Genomic DNA, 16,538 nt, shown 5'->3' on the forward strand with positions numbered 1-16,538 from the left:
ACGATTTATTTAGCTACTGCCAGGATGTTAATGCTGCTTACTAAATATCATTAACATCATTGTGCTGAATAAGCTGGGCCACTGCACTAACCAGTGCACAAATATCGCTGGCTTGATGCTGTGCATTTAACGTAATACGAAGACGGGCCTGCCCGACTGGCACCGTTGGTGAGCGAATAGCCCCCACCAAAAAACCTTGTTGTTTTAGGTGCTCAGCAATAACTAAAACGCGATGATTATCGCCAATCATAATCGGCTGGATCGCTGTCATTGAAGGCGTGATCTCAAGTTGATGCTCAAGTGCAACTTGCCTGAATAAGGCGATGTTTGCCGTTAATTGTGTTAATAACTGTGGATGGTCTTGCTGCCAATTAATCGCCGCTAATGCCAACTGAGCATTTGCGGGCGATAACGCGGTAGAATAAATATATTCACGCGAAGTTGCCACTAAGTAATCAATCACATTTTTAGAGGCTAAAATTGCCGCGCCTTGACCTCCTAACGCTTTGCCGAATGTCACCACCTGAATATCCACATTATTGGCATTAACAAACGAGCTAGGTAATACCCCAAAGCCATGGGCATCATCGACAATCAGCCAACAATCATGTTGCTGACATAAGCGAGATAATTCAGCTATCGGGGCAATGTCACCGTCCATACTGAATACACTTTCAGTAACCACAACTGTATGAGGGTTGCGCTCGATCAGTCGCGTTGCACTGTTAACATCGTTATGTAAAAAGCGCCGAATCTGACTACCACTGTCTTTTAAGCCATCAATTACTGAGGCATGCACTAACTTGTCGGCTAAGACAGTATCCTTGTTGCTAAACAAGGTTTTCATTAACGCGTTGTTAGCACTAAAACCAGAACTAAATAACATGCATGCTTGATGCCCCGTCAGCTCGCATAAACGCTGTTCAAGGGCAAAATGGGCTTGGTTATAACCACTAACAAGAGGTGATGCACGACTGCCAACACCATACTGCTGCGCTCCAGCATACAGAGCTTGAACTAAAGCAGGTTCATGGGCTAAGCCTAAGTAATCATTATGGCTAAAATCAACCATTACACGTGGCTTGGTTTCCGACACATGTCGTTGGCGTAAAAGGCCTGCCGCCTGCAGATCAGCAAGCTTATTACTTATCCGCTCGGTTAATGGGTGCTGCCCCATATCAGTCTGGCCTAATAACGTCATGTAAAATTATAGCGCAGCTGCATCAAAGAACTGCTTAGTCGACTTATCTTGCTTAGCACTCGCTTTGGCTAATAATGCGCTATCAGATTCGATGTTGGCTTGTGGACCTTGCTCAGGATGTAACCCTAAACGTCGGAATAAACTCATGTCATCATTTTCTTCTGGGTTTGGCGTAGTTAATAGCTTACAACCGTAGAAAATTGAATTAGCCCCCGCAAAGAAACACATTGATTGCAGTTCATCACTCATGCTTTCACGTCCGGCAGACAAACGCACCCGCGACTTAGGCATAATAATCCGAGCCACTGCTATGGTGCGGACAAATTCAAGCGGGTCAAGATCATCAATATTCTCAAACGGTGTACCGGCCACTTTTACTAACATGTTGATCGGTACCGAATCTGGATGTTGTTCTAAATTAGCAAGTTGCTGCAATAAACCTGCGCGATCGGTGGCTTGTTCGCCCATACCGACAATCCCGCCAGAACAGACTTTCATCCCAGAAGCTCGCACGTTTGTCAGCGTATCTAAACGACTTTGATAAGTACGGGTGGTGATAACATCGCCGTAATATTCTGGTGAGGTATCAAGGTTATGGTTGTAATAATCTAAACCTGCATCAGCCAATCTGCTGGCTTGGTCAGGCGATAGCATGCCTAATGTCATACAGGTTTCCATGCCCAAAGCACGAACATCTTTTACCATTTGAGTTAAATATGGCATGTCTTTGTCACGCGGGTTGCGCCAAGCAGCGCCCATGCAAAAACGTGATGCACCAGCAGCTTTAGCACTTTTAGCCTCAGTTAATACCTTTTCAATTTCAAGTAAACGTTCTTTTTCTAGACCGGTATCATAGCGCGCACTTTGTGGACAATATTTACAGTCCTCTGGGCATGCACCGGTTTTAATCGATAAAAGACGACTGATCTGCACTTCGTTAGGGTCAAATGTTTCACGATGAATACTGTGGGCTTTAAACAATAAATCATTCATAGGCAACGCAAATAATGCCTCGATTTCTGTTTTTTGCCAATCGTGACGAACTTCAGCTAACGACATGGATCATTCCTTTATTTTGATTTTATGTTGGCTAGGATACCCTGAGTCCGTAAACTGTCAACGCAGTAACCATTTCACGCTTTACTAGCGGTCAAAAAACGAGCACCTATAATTATGGCATTTTCCGACACAAACACCACTATCGACTACGCTTTCGATCAACAACACATTTGGCACCCTTATACCTCGATGACCCAGTCTCTGCCTGTATATGGCGTCGTTTCGGCCCAGGGATGTGAACTGACATTAGACAGCGGTAAAGTGCTTATTGATGGCACGAGTTCATGGTGGTCATGTGTGCACGGTTACAGTCATCCGACCATTGTTGCTGCAATGCAACAACAGTTGTCAACACTTAGTCATGTCATGTTTGGCGGCATAACCCACCAACCCGCTATTGAGACATCAAAACGTTTAGTGCAGATGACCAGCGCCAATTTAACCAAAGTATTTTTAGCCGATTCAGGCTCGATTGCAGTTGAAGTCGCCTTAAAAATGGCGCTGCAATATTGGCAAGGCCGCAATCAGCCGCAAAAACAACGCATTATGACCGTAAAAAGTGGTTATCACGGTGATACCTTTGCAGCGATGAGCGTGTGCGATCCAGACGGTGGAATGCATACCATGTTTGGCAACAATGTGACTAAACAAGTATTTATCCCTGCGCCAACGTCTAAGTTTAATGATCCGCTTAATCAAACCGATACACTCGCGTTAGATGCCGCATTTACACAACACCACCAAGATATCGCCGCGGTAATTATTGAACCCATCATACAAGGTGCTGGCGGAATGCGTTTTTACTCCCCAGCTTATCTGGTTAAACTGCGCCAACTTTGTGACCAATATGACGTGTTACTCATATTAGATGAAATAGCCACTGGATTTGGCCGTACTGGAACCCTATTCGCTTATGAGCATGCCAATATTGAGGCCGATATTTTGTGTGTTGGTAAAGCCTTAACTGGTGGATATATTAGTCTTGCTGCCACCTTATGCAGTGACGAAGTGGCCTGTGGTATTAGTGATTCACCCGCTGGCGTGTTTATGCATGGGCCCACTTTTATGGGTAACCCGTTGGCATGTGCAGCAGCAACCGCCAGCTTAGACTTACTGCTTAAAGGTGATTGGCAACAGCAGGTAAAAGATATTGAGGCACATTTAACACGCACCTTGCCCGCTGCCATGGCGTCAAAGCAGGTAAAAGATGTAAGAGTGCTCGGCAGTGTCGGAGTAATAGAAATGCTCTCGCCAGTTAATACCGCAGCCTTGCAAAAAGCCTTTGTTGATTTAGGTGTGTGGGTAAGGCCTTTTAGTCGCTATATCTATATCATGCCGCCATATACCATTAGCGCAGAACAATTAACCCAATTAACCTCTGCCATGTTATCTGTTGCCGACACCATTGTCCCAAGCGAAGATAATCAAACTTTGATTAGCCATGGATAATCAAAACTGGGCTAATCTCAGATTGGGTCAGACTCAGTTTCGCTTAATCTAATACCGCTTGAGCGTGGGCAACAATGGCATCTGAAACGTCTTTATAAACACCTTTAAGTAAAATCCAATGGTGCCAGTAAAGCGTTTCAGTGATGATATGCTCTTTACATATATGCACTAACTCACCTGAAGCCAGCTCCGGTTTAATTTGCGTTTTTGGCACTAAGCCATATGCCGCACCATGCTTGGCCATGGTCACAAAGGCATCTGATGAACGTACAGTATGTAATGGATATTCACCTTGCGTGAGTCCAAAATGCTGTTGAATGTATCGTGTGTGCATATTGTCTTTATGATCAAAAGCGATACCCGGTGCTTTTCTAAGACTGTCGGCACTAATTCCGTTAGGGAAGTAATGACGACTAAACTCAGGTGTCGCAACCAACAGATAGTCAACATTTCCTAGCCGAGCCAATTGGCAACCTTTAATAGGTGTAGATTGCACAGAAATAGCCCCAAAAGCTTGGCCATCCTTTAACCTATTAATCGTGCGGTCTTCACCTTCAATGAGCAGATTAATTTCTATTAAATGTGACTTAATCACCGGGGCTATTGCCGGAATTAGCCAGGTGGCTAAGCTGTCTGCATTGGTGGCAATATGCAAGGTTAACGGTGTTTGGGGTGAATGCGGCATAGCGCTAGGAAGTAAGTCGGCTTCTAACTGCACAACTTGGTAATAGTGTTTTAATAGCTGCTTACCTAAATCTGTGGCTTCAATCGGCTGGCCTCTAATTAATACTGGTTGAGCAAAATGTTGTTCTAACTGCTTTATTCGTTGCGACACCGCCGATTGTGTTAAACACAACACGCCAGCCGCACGCTCAAAACTTTGTTCTTTAATCACACAGCTTAATGCCTGCAGTAATTTATAATCAAGTTTACTCATTATTTTACCAACTTATTAAATCCTCTTAAGTCATCGTAGCCAATGTCTTGCCACCTTTCATTAATAATTCTTATACAACAGAAAAATTATTAATTTAATTTATACCAAAACTATTGCTACTTTAGCAATTAATTACATTGCTCGTTACTAGGATCCCCATGGCTACCTCCGCATTATTTCAAGGACTTATTCTCGGCTTAGGAATGATTATTCCTATTGGCGCACAAAACTCATACATATTAAGCCAAGGAATAAAACGCAATCATCATTTTCTCGCGGCGACAATTTGCATGTTGTGTGATGTGTTATTAATTGGTCTGGGGATTTTTGGCGGAGGAAAATTAATCGCCAGTAGTGAATGGTTAATGCTACTGATAGGTTGGGGAGGCGTCACTTTTTTAGTTGTTTATGCTGTTCTGTCGTTCAAAAGTGTGTGGAGAAATCAGTATCTCGTTACAACACACATTGCAGCGGCCAATAGCCGTAAAACAATTATCGGCACTACATTTGCTGTCACCTTGCTTAATCCTCATGTGTATTTAGATACAGTAATGATACTCGGTAGCGTGGGGGGCACTTTTGATGGCAACGAAAAATGGGCATTTGCTATTGGTACCATGCTGGCCTCAATACTGTGGTTTTACACCATAGCATTTGGTGCCGCTAAACTTGCACCTTGGTTAGGTACGCCTAAAGTTCAACGCGTGATTGATGCTCTAGTCGGCACTATTATGCTTTTTATCGCCTATTCAGTATTTAATACTTTATCAATAATACCAATAATCGAATAGCGGCTGACAACACATGTAAATCAAAAAATATCCATAAAATCAGTAAATAATTAACCCTTCATCGGCACAAAGCTAGCTTGCAGTTTTATGCGAAGTAACCATTTATTAATCTGTGGGTAATGGGTTAAATCAAAACCGCCTTGATGGGCAACATGGGTATAAGCGAACAAAGCAATGTCCGCTAAGGTAAATTGCGAACCACACAGAAAAGGTTGCTTTGCTAGTTCAGCTTCCATAGCCGCAAGCGCTTTATGGCCTTTAGCGTGCAGTGAGTGATATTCAGCTAAGCGATCCTCAGGTAATCCTAAATACAACTGAATAAAGCGTGCAACGGCAATATATGGCTCATGACTGTATTGTTCAAAAAACATCCACTGATACATTTTCGCTTTATTATAAGCATCGGTTGGGATCAACATAGAGCCCTCAGCAAGATACCCGATAATTGCATTCGACTCCGATAATACGCTGCCATCATCGAGTTCTATTAGCGGTATTTTACCTTGAGGATTTTTAGCTAAAAACTCTGGTGTTTGCGTTTCACCTTTAGTGATATTCATTTCTTGCCATACATGCTCAATACCTAACAGATTCAGCACCAACTGCACCTTATAACAATTACCCGACATGCTATCGCCATACACAATCATACTAATATCCTTTTAAGGTGATGTTTTATCTCAGCAATACTGCCAAAATGGGTAAACCTACTTTTTAACTAGACTCGAAATTAATGCTCGCAATGCAGCAGGTTTAACCATTTTAGCCATGTAGTGATAACCCTGCCTTTCGACATCTTCAACCAAATCTTTATTGGTATTGGCTGTAATTAATATCCCTGGTAAATGCTCCCCATAACGGCTGCGAATACCATTCATGGCATCGATACCGTTTTGATCATCATCTAAGTGATAATCAGCTAACATAATGTCTGGTGCCACCCCTTTAAGGCCTAACTTAATCCGTGCATCGGCAAGATCTTTGGCACAAATAACCTCACATTGCCAACGGCTTAATAATGATTCTAATCCCGCAAGAATGGCTTCTTCATTGTCGATGCATAGCACTTTAATTCCCGCTAAAGGCTGCAATAGTGTTGGTAAAGGTTTATTGCTTGTTTGGCTGATGGTTTCACCTATGGGCACAGAAATAGAGAATATCGAACCGCGACCTAAAGCCGAACTCACATGTATTTGATGATCAAGTACCTTACTGATCCTGTCAGCAATCGCTAACCCTAACCCCAAACCACTGACATTACGGCTACTAGGATGATTGAGACGTTTAAACTCTTTAAAGATTTCTTGTATATCAAACTCATTAATTCCACAACCAGTATCCAGTACTTGGATCTCAATAAAATCACCTCGATGACGGCAACCAAATAACACTTTACCGCCTCGAGCATAACGATAAGCATTGGTTAAAAAATTCTGTAACACACGTCGTAATAAAGAAGGATCGGAGTTAACTGTCGCAGTACAAGGCACCATTGAAAACGAAATTTGACTATCGGCAGCCATAGCATCAAATTCAATGGATAAACCGTTAATGATCTCTGCAATCGCAAAATCACGACGGTTAACCTCTACCATGCCAGAGTCTAGCTTAGAAATATCGAGTAAATCGGTTAGTAATTCACCAGCTGTTTTCAGCGAACTATTAACATGAGTCAATGTGGTACGTGCTTCTAAATCGAGATTTGGATATTGCGATAATGATGCTGTAAATAATCTTGCAGCATTTAACGGTTGCATTAAGTCGTGACCCACGGCAGCTAAAAAACGCGTTTTTGACGCATTGGCGAGCTCTTCTTGTGCTTTAGCTTCTAATAATTCGCTATTTGATAACGCCAGTTCATAGGTTCGCTCCTGTACCCGACTTTCCAAAGTTTCATTAGCTTCCAGTAAAGCTTTTTCCTGTAAACGATATTGGGTGATATCAGTAAATGTCATTACAAAACCACCATCAGGCATAGGATTGCCTTGAATTTTTATAACCTTACCATCCTGGCGAGCACGCTCAGAAGTATGAGGAGTGCCATTTCGCATATGTTGTACCCGCACTTCAACTTGGTTTTCAATGTCTCCAGTACCACAAAAACCGCGCAGAGCATTAAACCGCACAATATCAGCTATTGGCATACCTTGTTGTAAAAAGCCTTCTGGGTATTGATACAATTCAACATAGCGATAATTCCACGCAACTAAATTAAGGTCTCTATCAACCACACTCATACCTTCATAAGCGTGTTCAATTGCACCTCGCAGCATATCTTGACTTAAAATAATTTTAGAAGAGGCCTCATCCACTAAATGGAATACCTCATCAAGAGCCAAATCACGCCCTTGTAAAACAGAGTCCATAACCAGTGAAGCACTTGATGCGCCTAACACACCCGACAACATATGTTCCGTATGAGCGATTAACTCTTCTGGAGCCGTTTTGTACCAACTGTCACTCTTAACCGCATCTGCCGAAAAACGGCTAAAACTTTCATAAGCACGAGTAGGACTGACAAACCGACTGGCCAAAATTAATAAATCTTGTTGTGAAATAGGCCCTTGGCGTTTTTTAGCATCTTGCTTTGATGACCAAGGTTTGACAAAGTGACTCGCTTGAATACGCTCAGCAACGCCCGCTCTAAACCATATAGAACCCAGCACATAGCAAAAAATATTGGCTAATAAGGCAATCAAAGTATCGCTAATATTGGGAGTGATTGAATTGAACAAACCAGAGTCTGCACCAATCACACGGGCTTCACCGGCACCTTGAAGTAAAATAAAACACCAAAGACTAAAACCAACAGCAAGGCCTAGATACACTCCCGCTCGATTTCCGTGTTTCCAATACAATCCCCCCACTAACGCAGGCGCTAATTGAGAGAATGCGCCAAACGACATCATCCCCAGATGTGAAAGTGAATCACGGTCGGTAAACAGCAAATAGCTTAAATAACCAAAACCTAAAATCACCACAATCGATAAACGACGTACATTTAATAACAGTTTAGAAAACTGACTAAAATTCTTTTCTCGTATTTGTCCTGTTCGCAACAGAAATGGCACCAACCATTCGTTACTCACCATCACGCTAATAGTCACCACCGCCACGATCACCATCCCAGTCGCGGCAGACAAACTACCCAGTAATGCGACAACGGCTAATACAGGTTGATCAAGCGCTAAAGGTAAATTAATCACATAGGTATCAGCTGACACTGAATCACCCAAAATCACCTTACCGGCGAGTGCTAATGGGGCAACGAACAAGCCAAATAAGACTAAATAGATTGGAAATATCCATCGCGATTTTCTTAAAATATGCTCGCCACCGCACTCGACTACCATCACATGAAACTGCCTTGGCATACATAAGAACGCCGCCATACCAACAAATAACTCAGGTAGGAAAGACTCTAAACGGATATGACTATTTTGGATCAATGCTTTATCTGATGCTTGTTGCCAAATATCACCAAAGCCATCAAAGACCCCAAAACTAATCACGGCACCGACAGAGATAAAGGCTGCCAGTTTAACCAGTGACTCAAAGGCAATCGCCACCATCATTCCTGGATTATGTTCAGTAGCATCTAATTTACGAGTACCAAATAAAATGGCAAAAATAGCCAATAACATGGTAATCAATAATGGCACAGCGACAGGACTCAGCGGATTGTCAGCAGGTTGAAATAAATTAAGACTAAACACCATGGCTTTAAGTTGTAACGCGATATAAGGCATGATGCCGAACAAGGCAATTAGCGTAACCAACGCCGCTAATAGTTGTGATTTACCATAGCGGGCAGCAATAAAGTCGGCAACAGAAGTAATGTTTTGCGCTTTAGACACCACCACCATTTTTCGTAACATGCCAAAGCCAAGGGTAAACACCAATATTGGGCCAATAAAAATAGGCAAAAAAGACCATAAATCATTGGCGGACTGGCCAACTGTGCCTAAAAAGCTCCAGGAAGAACAATACACAGCTAAACTGAGCCCATAAATCCATACTTGGGCTTTTTGGTTTATTTTACTAAACCACCTCTCAGCGCCCCACGCCAAAATAAACAGCAATGACACATAACACACCGCAATCACGGCAACGATTAAGGTTAAGTTCATGAAACGTCCGATATCACTTTATTATTATTAAAAATCTGTTTTATTTTTACCTAAAACATCGTGTATTGAACATAAAACAACCTACACAATAGAATCATCATAAATAACAGACTAACTCTGTAGCAATTATAACCATATTAACACGTGCAACAGACTAAATATTAAGGATATTTTAAAACTAGACCAAGGTCTAATAGTGCTGATAGCCTGTTGCAGATGATACTTTAACCACGCCATTTTTAGAAAGGGAAGCCCCATGACCCCGCAATCTCTTTACAAAGTTCCGAGTGACATTGCAGAAAACGCACTGGTTGATAACGATCAATATAAGAAAATGTACCAGGAGTCCATTATTAATCCAGAAGGTTTCTGGAGAGAACACGGCAAACGTATTGATTGGATCAAACCTTATACCAAAATCAAGCAAACGTCTTTTGATGATCATAACCTTTCAATCAATTGGTTTTATGATGGCACGCTCAATGCGTCTTCCAATTGCTTAGATCGCCACCTTGAAGAACATGGCGATAAACTAGCCATTATTTGGGAAGGTGACGATGCCAATGAGCAACGTAAAATTACTTACGCCCAATTACATGCCGATGTGTGTAAATTTGCTAACGCCCTTCGAAGCCAAGGTGTTAATAAAGGTGATATCGTCACAATATACATGCCTATGGTGCCTGAAGCGGCAGTCGCTATGCTTGCCTGTGCTCGCATTGGCGCGGTGCATTCAGTGGTGTTTGGTGGTTTCTCACCCGACTCGATTGCTGCAAGGGTGATTGACGGTAAATCAAAAGTCTTAATTACTGCCGACGAAGGTGTTCGCGGTGGCAGAAAAATTCCGTTAAAACGCAGTGTGGATGAAGCCATATCAAATCCAGATGTCACTTGCGTCGAAAAGGTCATAGTACTTAAGCGTACTGGTGGGAGCATCGATTGGGTTGAAGGCCGAGATGTCTGGTGGCACTCACTCATGGAAGTCGCTTCAGAATTCTGTCTACCCGCTGAAATGAATGCTGAAGATCCACTCTTTTTACTTTATACCTCAGGCTCTACTGGTAACCCTAAAGGTGTGCTGCATACTACCGGTGGTTATATGGTGTATGCCTCAATGACACACGAATATGTGTTTGACTATAAAGCAGACGAAGTATATTGGTGTACCGCAGATGTAGGTTGGATCACTGGTCATTCATATATGGTCTATGGACCATTAGCGAATGCCGCGACGGTATTAATTCATGAAGGTGTACCTAATCATCCAACTCCGGCTCGATTAGGTGAAATGATTGACCGTCATAAAGTCAATATTCTCTATACCGCGCCAACCCTAATTCGTGCACTAATGGCTGAGGGTAAAGAACAATTTAGCAGCTATAAAGGTGATTCATTACGCATTATGGGATCAGTGGGCGAACCAATCAATCCAGAAGCATGGCGTTGGTACCATGAGGTGATCGGTCATGAAAACTGCCCTATTGTCGACACTTGGTGGCAAACTGAAACGGGCGGTATTCTGATAAGTCCTCTACCAGGTGCTACAGACACCAAACCAGGTTCTGCAACTCGACCTTTCTTTGGTGTACAGCCTGCGCTAGTCGATAACATGGGTAATATTGTAGAAGGTACCGGTGAAGGTAACCTGGTTATCCTTGATTCGTGGCCAGGACAAATGCGCACCGTTTATGGTGACCATGATAGATTTGCCTTAACTTACTTTAAAACGTTCCGTGGCATGTATTTTACCGGTGATGGCGCGCGTCGTGATGAAGATGGCTACTATTGGATTACTGGTCGTGTTGATGATGTCATTAACGTATCTGGACATCGCTTAGGTACTGCTGAAGTGGAAAGCGCGCTAGTGTCGCATGAGCTCGTTGCTGAAGCCGCTGTTGTGGGTTACCCGCATGACATTAAAGGCCAAGGTATTTACGCTTATGTCACCCTCACTCGTGGGATTGAGCCAACGGAAGAGTTGCGCCAAGAATTACGTCAATGGGTACGCAAAGAAATTGGCGCCCTTGCAACACCGGATCTTATTCAGTGGGCAAGCGGTTTACCGAAAACGCGTTCTGGCAAAATTATGCGCCGATTCCTTCGAAAAATTGCCGCTAATGAAGTGACCAACTTAGGTGATTCCTCTACTCTGGCGGATCCTGCTGTAATTGATACGTTAATTGAGTCACGCCTAAACAAAACTGAGTAATATAAACTAACTTGTAATACCTTATCCACCCGAGAAATCCTGACCAATTTCTCTTTTCGCCCCTCACTGAGGGGCATTTTTTTAACTGAGATTAATGGACTGAACAGTTTTATTCGCTATGACTAATTGTTTAAGGTTTTAGGCTGTGGAGCATAAGAGGTCTCAATAGTTATGTCATATAAATGATCGTTTAATGTCACCTTGTAACTGGTTGATTGGCCCACTTTAAGACTGATTGTTTTGTCTCCTAGTAAATCCGAAGCGTCATTAGATTCATCACGTAAACTGATCAACAAATTGACCTTATTATTGCTATTTTCTGTCGACACGATTGTCACACCATAATCACCTTCAACATTGAGTGACACAGTATCATTTAATCCCATGACAATTTTGGATGCCGACGTGGTTAAATCTTCAGAATGCTTCACGCTCTCTTCAATAGATAAACCTATGACTAAAGCGTCTTCAGCAACGGCGATGTGGCTAACCATAAACAGAGCGGCTAACAGTAAACGTTTCATAAAGTGTTTTTCCTGATGGCAATACATTATTATTTTTTTATAAGTATCATCTGACTGTGTAAATGAATTTACACCAACTTATATAAAAAAACAGCGCTTATCTCGCAAAAATACTATTAGCGTGTATTTATCACCTTTAGCCATGGTTTATTGATTTAGCTTTACCATAAATAAGCGCTCATTCATCACAATATGGTTTATCAATCCTTGTCTATGTTAAGCTTTATCCAAACCAGGATAATACTACCAATAAATTGAAAGACTCATCTGTTAAACCTGCAAAGATAACCCTACGTGATTACCAACAACAATCCGTAGATGCTGCTATTGCTCATTTTAAGCAAAGTCAACAATCAGCAGTATTGGTTCTTCCTACCGGTGCAGGCAAAAGTATCGTCATTGCCGAACTAGCTCGCATTGCTAATGGTAATGTACTGGTGCTAACTCACGTAAAGGAATTAGTCGCTCAAAATGCCGAAAAGGTAGGCTTACTGACACAAGAAGCAAATATCTATTCTGCCGGATTAAATCAAAAGAAAGCCAATGGTAAAACGGTAGTGGCCAGCGTTCAATCAGCGGCTCGTGCCCTCACAAAATTTACCCAACCCTTTTCATTAGTGATTATCGATGAATGTCATCGAGTGAGTAATGAGTCTACGAGCCAATATCAACAATTGCTTATTCATCTTAAAGCGCAAAATCCTAATATAAAATTACTTGGATTAACGGCAACGCCTTATCGTTTAGGTTTAGGCTGGATATACCGTGTGCATTACCATGGAAAAGTAGGCAATACTGACACCGCTGTTTTTGACAAGTGCATTTTTGAACTGCCAATGCGGCCATTAATTAATAAAGGTTATCTTACTAAACCGATTATTTTTGACGGACTGAGTGCCCAATATGATTTTGGTGATCTGGAGCCAAATGACAGCGGAGAGTACCCTCAAATGGCAATAGACTCCTTGCTTAATCATCAAGGCCGCGCAACCACAGCAATTATCAAACAGGTGAAGCAACTTGCAGCACTGCGCAAAGGTGTATTGATTTTTGCTGCAACCGTTAGACATGCTAATGAAGTGATGGCACTTTTAGACAAAGATGCTGCGTTAATTACCGCTAAAACGCCCCATAACGCACGTGATGAGATCATTCAACGCTTTAAGGCCCAAGATCTGAAGTACATAGTCAACGTAGCAGTGCTCACTACAGGCTTCGATGCGCCACATGTTGACCTTATAGCAATATTAAGACCAACAGCGTCAGTGAGCCTATTCCAACAAATGATTGGTCGAGGTTTACGCTTAGCAGCGGATAAAACCGATTGTTTAATCATCGATTACGCCGCGAACGGTTATGACCTCTTTTATCCTGAAGTTGGCCAAGCCAAGCCCAATAGTAAATCAGTGCCTGTTCAAGTGCATTGTCCTGTATGCCAATTTGCAAACATCTTTTGGGGGATAGTGGATGGGGATGGCGATATAATTGAGCATTATGGAAGACGCTGCCAAGGATTAATCAGTGACAACCAGCAATGTTACTTTAGATTCAGGTCAAAATCATGTCCCGACTGTGGAGCTGAAAATGATATAGCGGCACGTATCTGTAACGCCTGCCAATCAACCTTAATTGATCCTGATAAACGCTTAAAGCAAGTACTTAACGCTCAGCATCACCATTTATTCAAATGCGAGCAAATGCTATTACTCGAGCACGACAACAAGTTACTTATTCAATATATTGATATTGAGGGTAATGATTTTAAGCAGACGTTTAACTTTTCGACACCAGCACAACGCAAAGCGTTTTATGCGGTATTTGTACTAAGCCACACTCGCACGCCAGGTCTTAAGCATCCTCAATATAATAAAGTAGCAGATGTATTGGCGGATCAAAGCCGATTTAGAAAACCTGATTTATTATTACTAAAGAAAAACAAATATCGTTGGGATTTAGTTGATACATTTTTTGACTATCAAGGCAAATATAAAATCGATATGAGTTAAAACAAAATTAATTGTGTTCAAATACCATTTGAAAAATACATATGGTATAAATTGCCAAGATCATTAAACAGGAGTCACCATGTTTGTAGTTATTTTTGGCCGCCCAGGTTGCCCATATTGTGTTAGAGCCGTTGAGTTATCAGAAAAGTTAGCGGCACAAAGTGCGGATTTCAAATTTAAATATATTGATATTCATGCCGAAGGTATCACCAAAGCAGACTTATCAAAAAGTGTCGGCAAAACGGTTGAAACTGTTCCACAGATCTTCATTGACGAACAACCAATTGGTGGTTGCACTGAATTTGAAGCCTATGTTCGCCAAAACAATCTACTTAAATAAGTATTAAAAGCTTCAAATAAAAAAGGCAACCAATAAGGTTGCCTTTTTGTTATCAGTTTATAGGCTAAATAGCGTATTTAGCTGAGAATATAATACGATTCAAATCACCGTCGAAACCATCTTCGCGCTCATTCAAAGCATGCATATATTCAACCCCAAATGTGAGTGGCTTTGAAGGCGAGTATAGTAAGTTAACATAGCCAGAATAAGCTTCTTTATTAACAGCCCCGCCAGTAAGTGCAATATCATTGTCTGCAGTGAAACCTGAAACCGTCAAGCTAGAACGCCATTGTTCTGACCACCAATGACGGTATGCGACGAAACCACCATAGGATTTAATCGCTTGGATCTCACCATTGGAATCAAGCACACCAGCATTAGCATAGTTAAGCGCCATATAACGCCCTAAACCTTCCCCATAAGTTGCGGTAAATTTAATATCATCTTTACCTAAAGGTATAACACCAGCAAAGCTAACACCATAACCTAACTCAGAAGTATCGTACTGGGTTGCTCCAACAACTTGCTCTAAATCTAATTGTCTTACAATAGCAGCTACTGAAAATGCAGAACCACTAGCAGCACTGAAGTTATAACGTCCGACAAAATCCGGAACAACACCGCTACCACTGGTGATTCGGCCTCCACCACCAAACGGTGTTACAGTTGTTTCAGGATTTTCAATTGAAAATTGCCAATTACCACTGGTATAACGTAGTTGTGATTGTCTAACGAAAGGTGTTCCTTCAGCTGCACCGACAAAATCTAGATTCTCCGGTAAGGCGCCTGGATTTTGAAACGTGGTCCAAGTCTGACCGACTGTCCAATTGTCATAACTGACAAATGCATGACGTATACGAGGAGAGTAACTGTTAGAGACTCGCTCGTTACCGTCAGTATGGGTCATAAAATCAAGTTCAATAAAACCTGTGAGTTTATGGCCATCAACATCAGTAACTGTTTTAAAGTTAAAACGTGATTCCCGCGCTTGAAAATCGACAACTTGCTGGCCGTTTCCAGATGTCCCATAAATAGTCCCTGGCACATAAAACTGACGTGACAACGAACCAGATTCTGGCGCCCCATTGCCATAATCACTAAACATTACATCGGCTTTAATGTAGCCACCAAAAGTCATATCGGTTGCAGCATGAGCTCCCCCACTCATCGCTAACAAAGCGCTTGCAACATAAAGACTTAGCTTTTGCTTTCTCATTATTCTCTCCCTATTGATATTGTTCTAATCTTCAGCAATATGAACCAATCAACAAACAGATAACATTAGCAATAGGTCTATAAGACAAAAGTAGACAAGTAAATACTTATAATTGAACTAATACTTAAGGTTAAATCATTTTTCTATATCAAATTAATGACTCTACATGACAGTAATTTAAAAGATTAATGACCTAAAATTGTAGGTCATTGCACAATAAATTTAATCAAAGTAAGTATTTAATAATCGTGAGCATCGAATAATTGTATGGTAGGCCCCCATCAGTGAATGGTTTGAAGCGATGAGCTAGAAAATATTTATGATCAAATTCAATGGCGATAATTTTTTGATTTAGAGTACGAGGGATTTGAGATATTTTAAAATAACTTGGGGAATAATGCTAAATTTGTGGTTCATCTAGAACTCGAACCTTCGGCTAATGGGTTGACAGCCAACTGTTGATATTTAAATGGCGAAAAATTCATTGGCAATTTTAGCCGTTGAATAATTGACTGTTCTTTGATGATCTGGGAGTTTAACTCGGAGAGGTCTAAAAAGTGGTGGGTCGTGAAGGATTCGAACCTTCGACCAATTGGTTAAAAGCCAACTGCTCTACCAACTGAGCTAACGACCCATCTTGGTTTTGCAAGAACATCTATTCTTACTGGGGAAAAAG

General features: G+C 41.7%; 12 protein-coding genes and 1 tRNA gene. 5 read left to right on the forward strand and 8 right to left on the reverse strand.

From position 1 onward, the window contains the following. Nucleotides 1–40 precede the first annotated feature (40 nt). Nucleotides 41–1,201, reverse strand: a complete 1,161-nt coding sequence (locus tag H5164_RS16865) for an 8-amino-7-oxononanoate synthase (RefSeq protein WP_182757141.1) — start codon at nucleotides 1,199–1,201, stop codon at nucleotides 41–43. A 6-nt stretch (nucleotides 1,202–1,207) separates the two neighbouring features. Then, nucleotides 1,208–2,260 carry a biotin synthase BioB gene (gene bioB, locus H5164_RS16870; RefSeq protein WP_182696950.1) on the reverse strand — a complete coding sequence of 351 codons (1,053 nt, stop codon included), beginning with the start codon at nucleotides 2,258–2,260 and terminating at the stop codon, nucleotides 1,208–1,210. Between the two features lie 114 nt (nucleotides 2,261–2,374). On the opposite strand from bioB, the gene bioA reads away from it, so the two are divergent. Then, nucleotides 2,375–3,709 (forward strand): adenosylmethionine--8-amino-7-oxononanoate transaminase, encoded by a 1,335-nt coding sequence (gene bioA, locus H5164_RS16875; RefSeq protein WP_182757142.1) that lies wholly within the window; start codon nucleotides 2,375–2,377, stop codon nucleotides 3,707–3,709. Between the two features lie 43 nt (nucleotides 3,710–3,752). Here the strand turns inward: bioA and H5164_RS16880 are convergent, their stop codons facing one another. After that, nucleotides 3,753–4,646 (reverse strand): LysR family transcriptional regulator ArgP, encoded by an 894-nt coding sequence (locus tag H5164_RS16880; protein WP_182757143.1) that lies wholly within the window; start codon nucleotides 4,644–4,646, stop codon nucleotides 3,753–3,755. Nucleotides 4,647–4,804: 158 nt separating this feature from the next. On the opposite strand from H5164_RS16880, the gene H5164_RS16885 reads away from it, so the two are divergent. Next, a complete protein-coding gene (locus tag H5164_RS16885) occupies nucleotides 4,805–5,437 on the forward strand; it encodes a LysE/ArgO family amino acid transporter (protein ID WP_182757144.1) in 633 nt (210 codons plus the stop codon). A gap of 50 nt (nucleotides 5,438–5,487) precedes the next feature. Here H5164_RS16885 and H5164_RS16890 read toward each other — a convergent pair whose 3' ends face one another. Further along, the gene (locus H5164_RS16890) at nucleotides 5,488–6,087 is read right to left on the reverse strand and encodes a glutathione S-transferase family protein (protein WP_182757145.1); all 600 of its coding nucleotides are present in this window, start codon (nucleotides 6,085–6,087) and stop codon (nucleotides 5,488–5,490) included. Between the two features lie 57 nt (nucleotides 6,088–6,144). After that, nucleotides 6,145–9,567, reverse strand: coding sequence for a PAS domain-containing hybrid sensor histidine kinase/response regulator (locus H5164_RS16895; protein WP_124015711.1), 3,423 nt, complete (start codon nucleotides 9,565–9,567; stop codon nucleotides 6,145–6,147). Nucleotides 9,568–9,823: 256 nt separating this feature from the next. Here H5164_RS16895 and acs point away from each other — a divergent pair, with 256 nt between their 5' ends. Next, nucleotides 9,824–11,776 carry an acetate--CoA ligase gene (gene acs / locus H5164_RS16900; RefSeq protein ID WP_124015710.1) on the forward strand — a complete coding sequence of 651 codons (1,953 nt, stop codon included), beginning with the start codon at nucleotides 9,824–9,826 and terminating at the stop codon, nucleotides 11,774–11,776. A gap of 122 nt (nucleotides 11,777–11,898) precedes the next feature. Here the strand turns inward: acs and H5164_RS16905 are convergent, their stop codons facing one another. Next, nucleotides 11,899–12,300 (reverse strand): hypothetical protein, encoded by a 402-nt coding sequence (locus H5164_RS16905; protein ID WP_124015709.1) that lies wholly within the window; start codon nucleotides 12,298–12,300, stop codon nucleotides 11,899–11,901. 254 nt (nucleotides 12,301–12,554) lie between these two features. Here H5164_RS16905 and H5164_RS16910 point away from each other — a divergent pair, with 254 nt between their 5' ends. Both H5164_RS16910 and H5164_RS16915 read left to right on the forward strand, forming a co-directional pair. Further along, entirely contained in the window at nucleotides 12,555–14,306 is a 1,752-nt protein-coding gene (locus tag H5164_RS16910) for a DEAD/DEAH box helicase (protein WP_182757146.1), read from the forward strand. Nucleotides 14,307–14,385: 79 nt separating this feature from the next. Beyond that, the gene (locus H5164_RS16915; protein WP_182757147.1) at nucleotides 14,386–14,646 is read left to right on the forward strand and encodes a GrxA family glutaredoxin; all 261 of its coding nucleotides are present in this window, start codon (nucleotides 14,386–14,388) and stop codon (nucleotides 14,644–14,646) included. 64 nt (nucleotides 14,647–14,710) lie between these two features. On the opposite strand, the gene H5164_RS16920 is transcribed toward H5164_RS16915, so the two are convergent. Together H5164_RS16920 and H5164_RS16925 are read right to left on the reverse strand one after the other, a co-directional pair. Further along, a complete protein-coding gene (locus H5164_RS16920; RefSeq protein WP_124015706.1) occupies nucleotides 14,711–15,862 on the reverse strand; it encodes a DcaP family trimeric outer membrane transporter in 1,152 nt (383 codons plus the stop codon). 558 nt (nucleotides 15,863–16,420) lie between these two features. Further along, a tRNA-Lys gene (locus H5164_RS16925) sits at nucleotides 16,421–16,496 on the reverse strand. Nucleotides 16,497–16,538: the final 42 nt, after the last annotated feature.

Origin of the sequence: Shewanella sp. SG41-3, from assembly GCF_014164545.1 — a bacterium.
Classification (GTDB): Bacteria; Pseudomonadota; Gammaproteobacteria; order Enterobacterales; family Shewanellaceae; genus Shewanella; species Shewanella vesiculosa.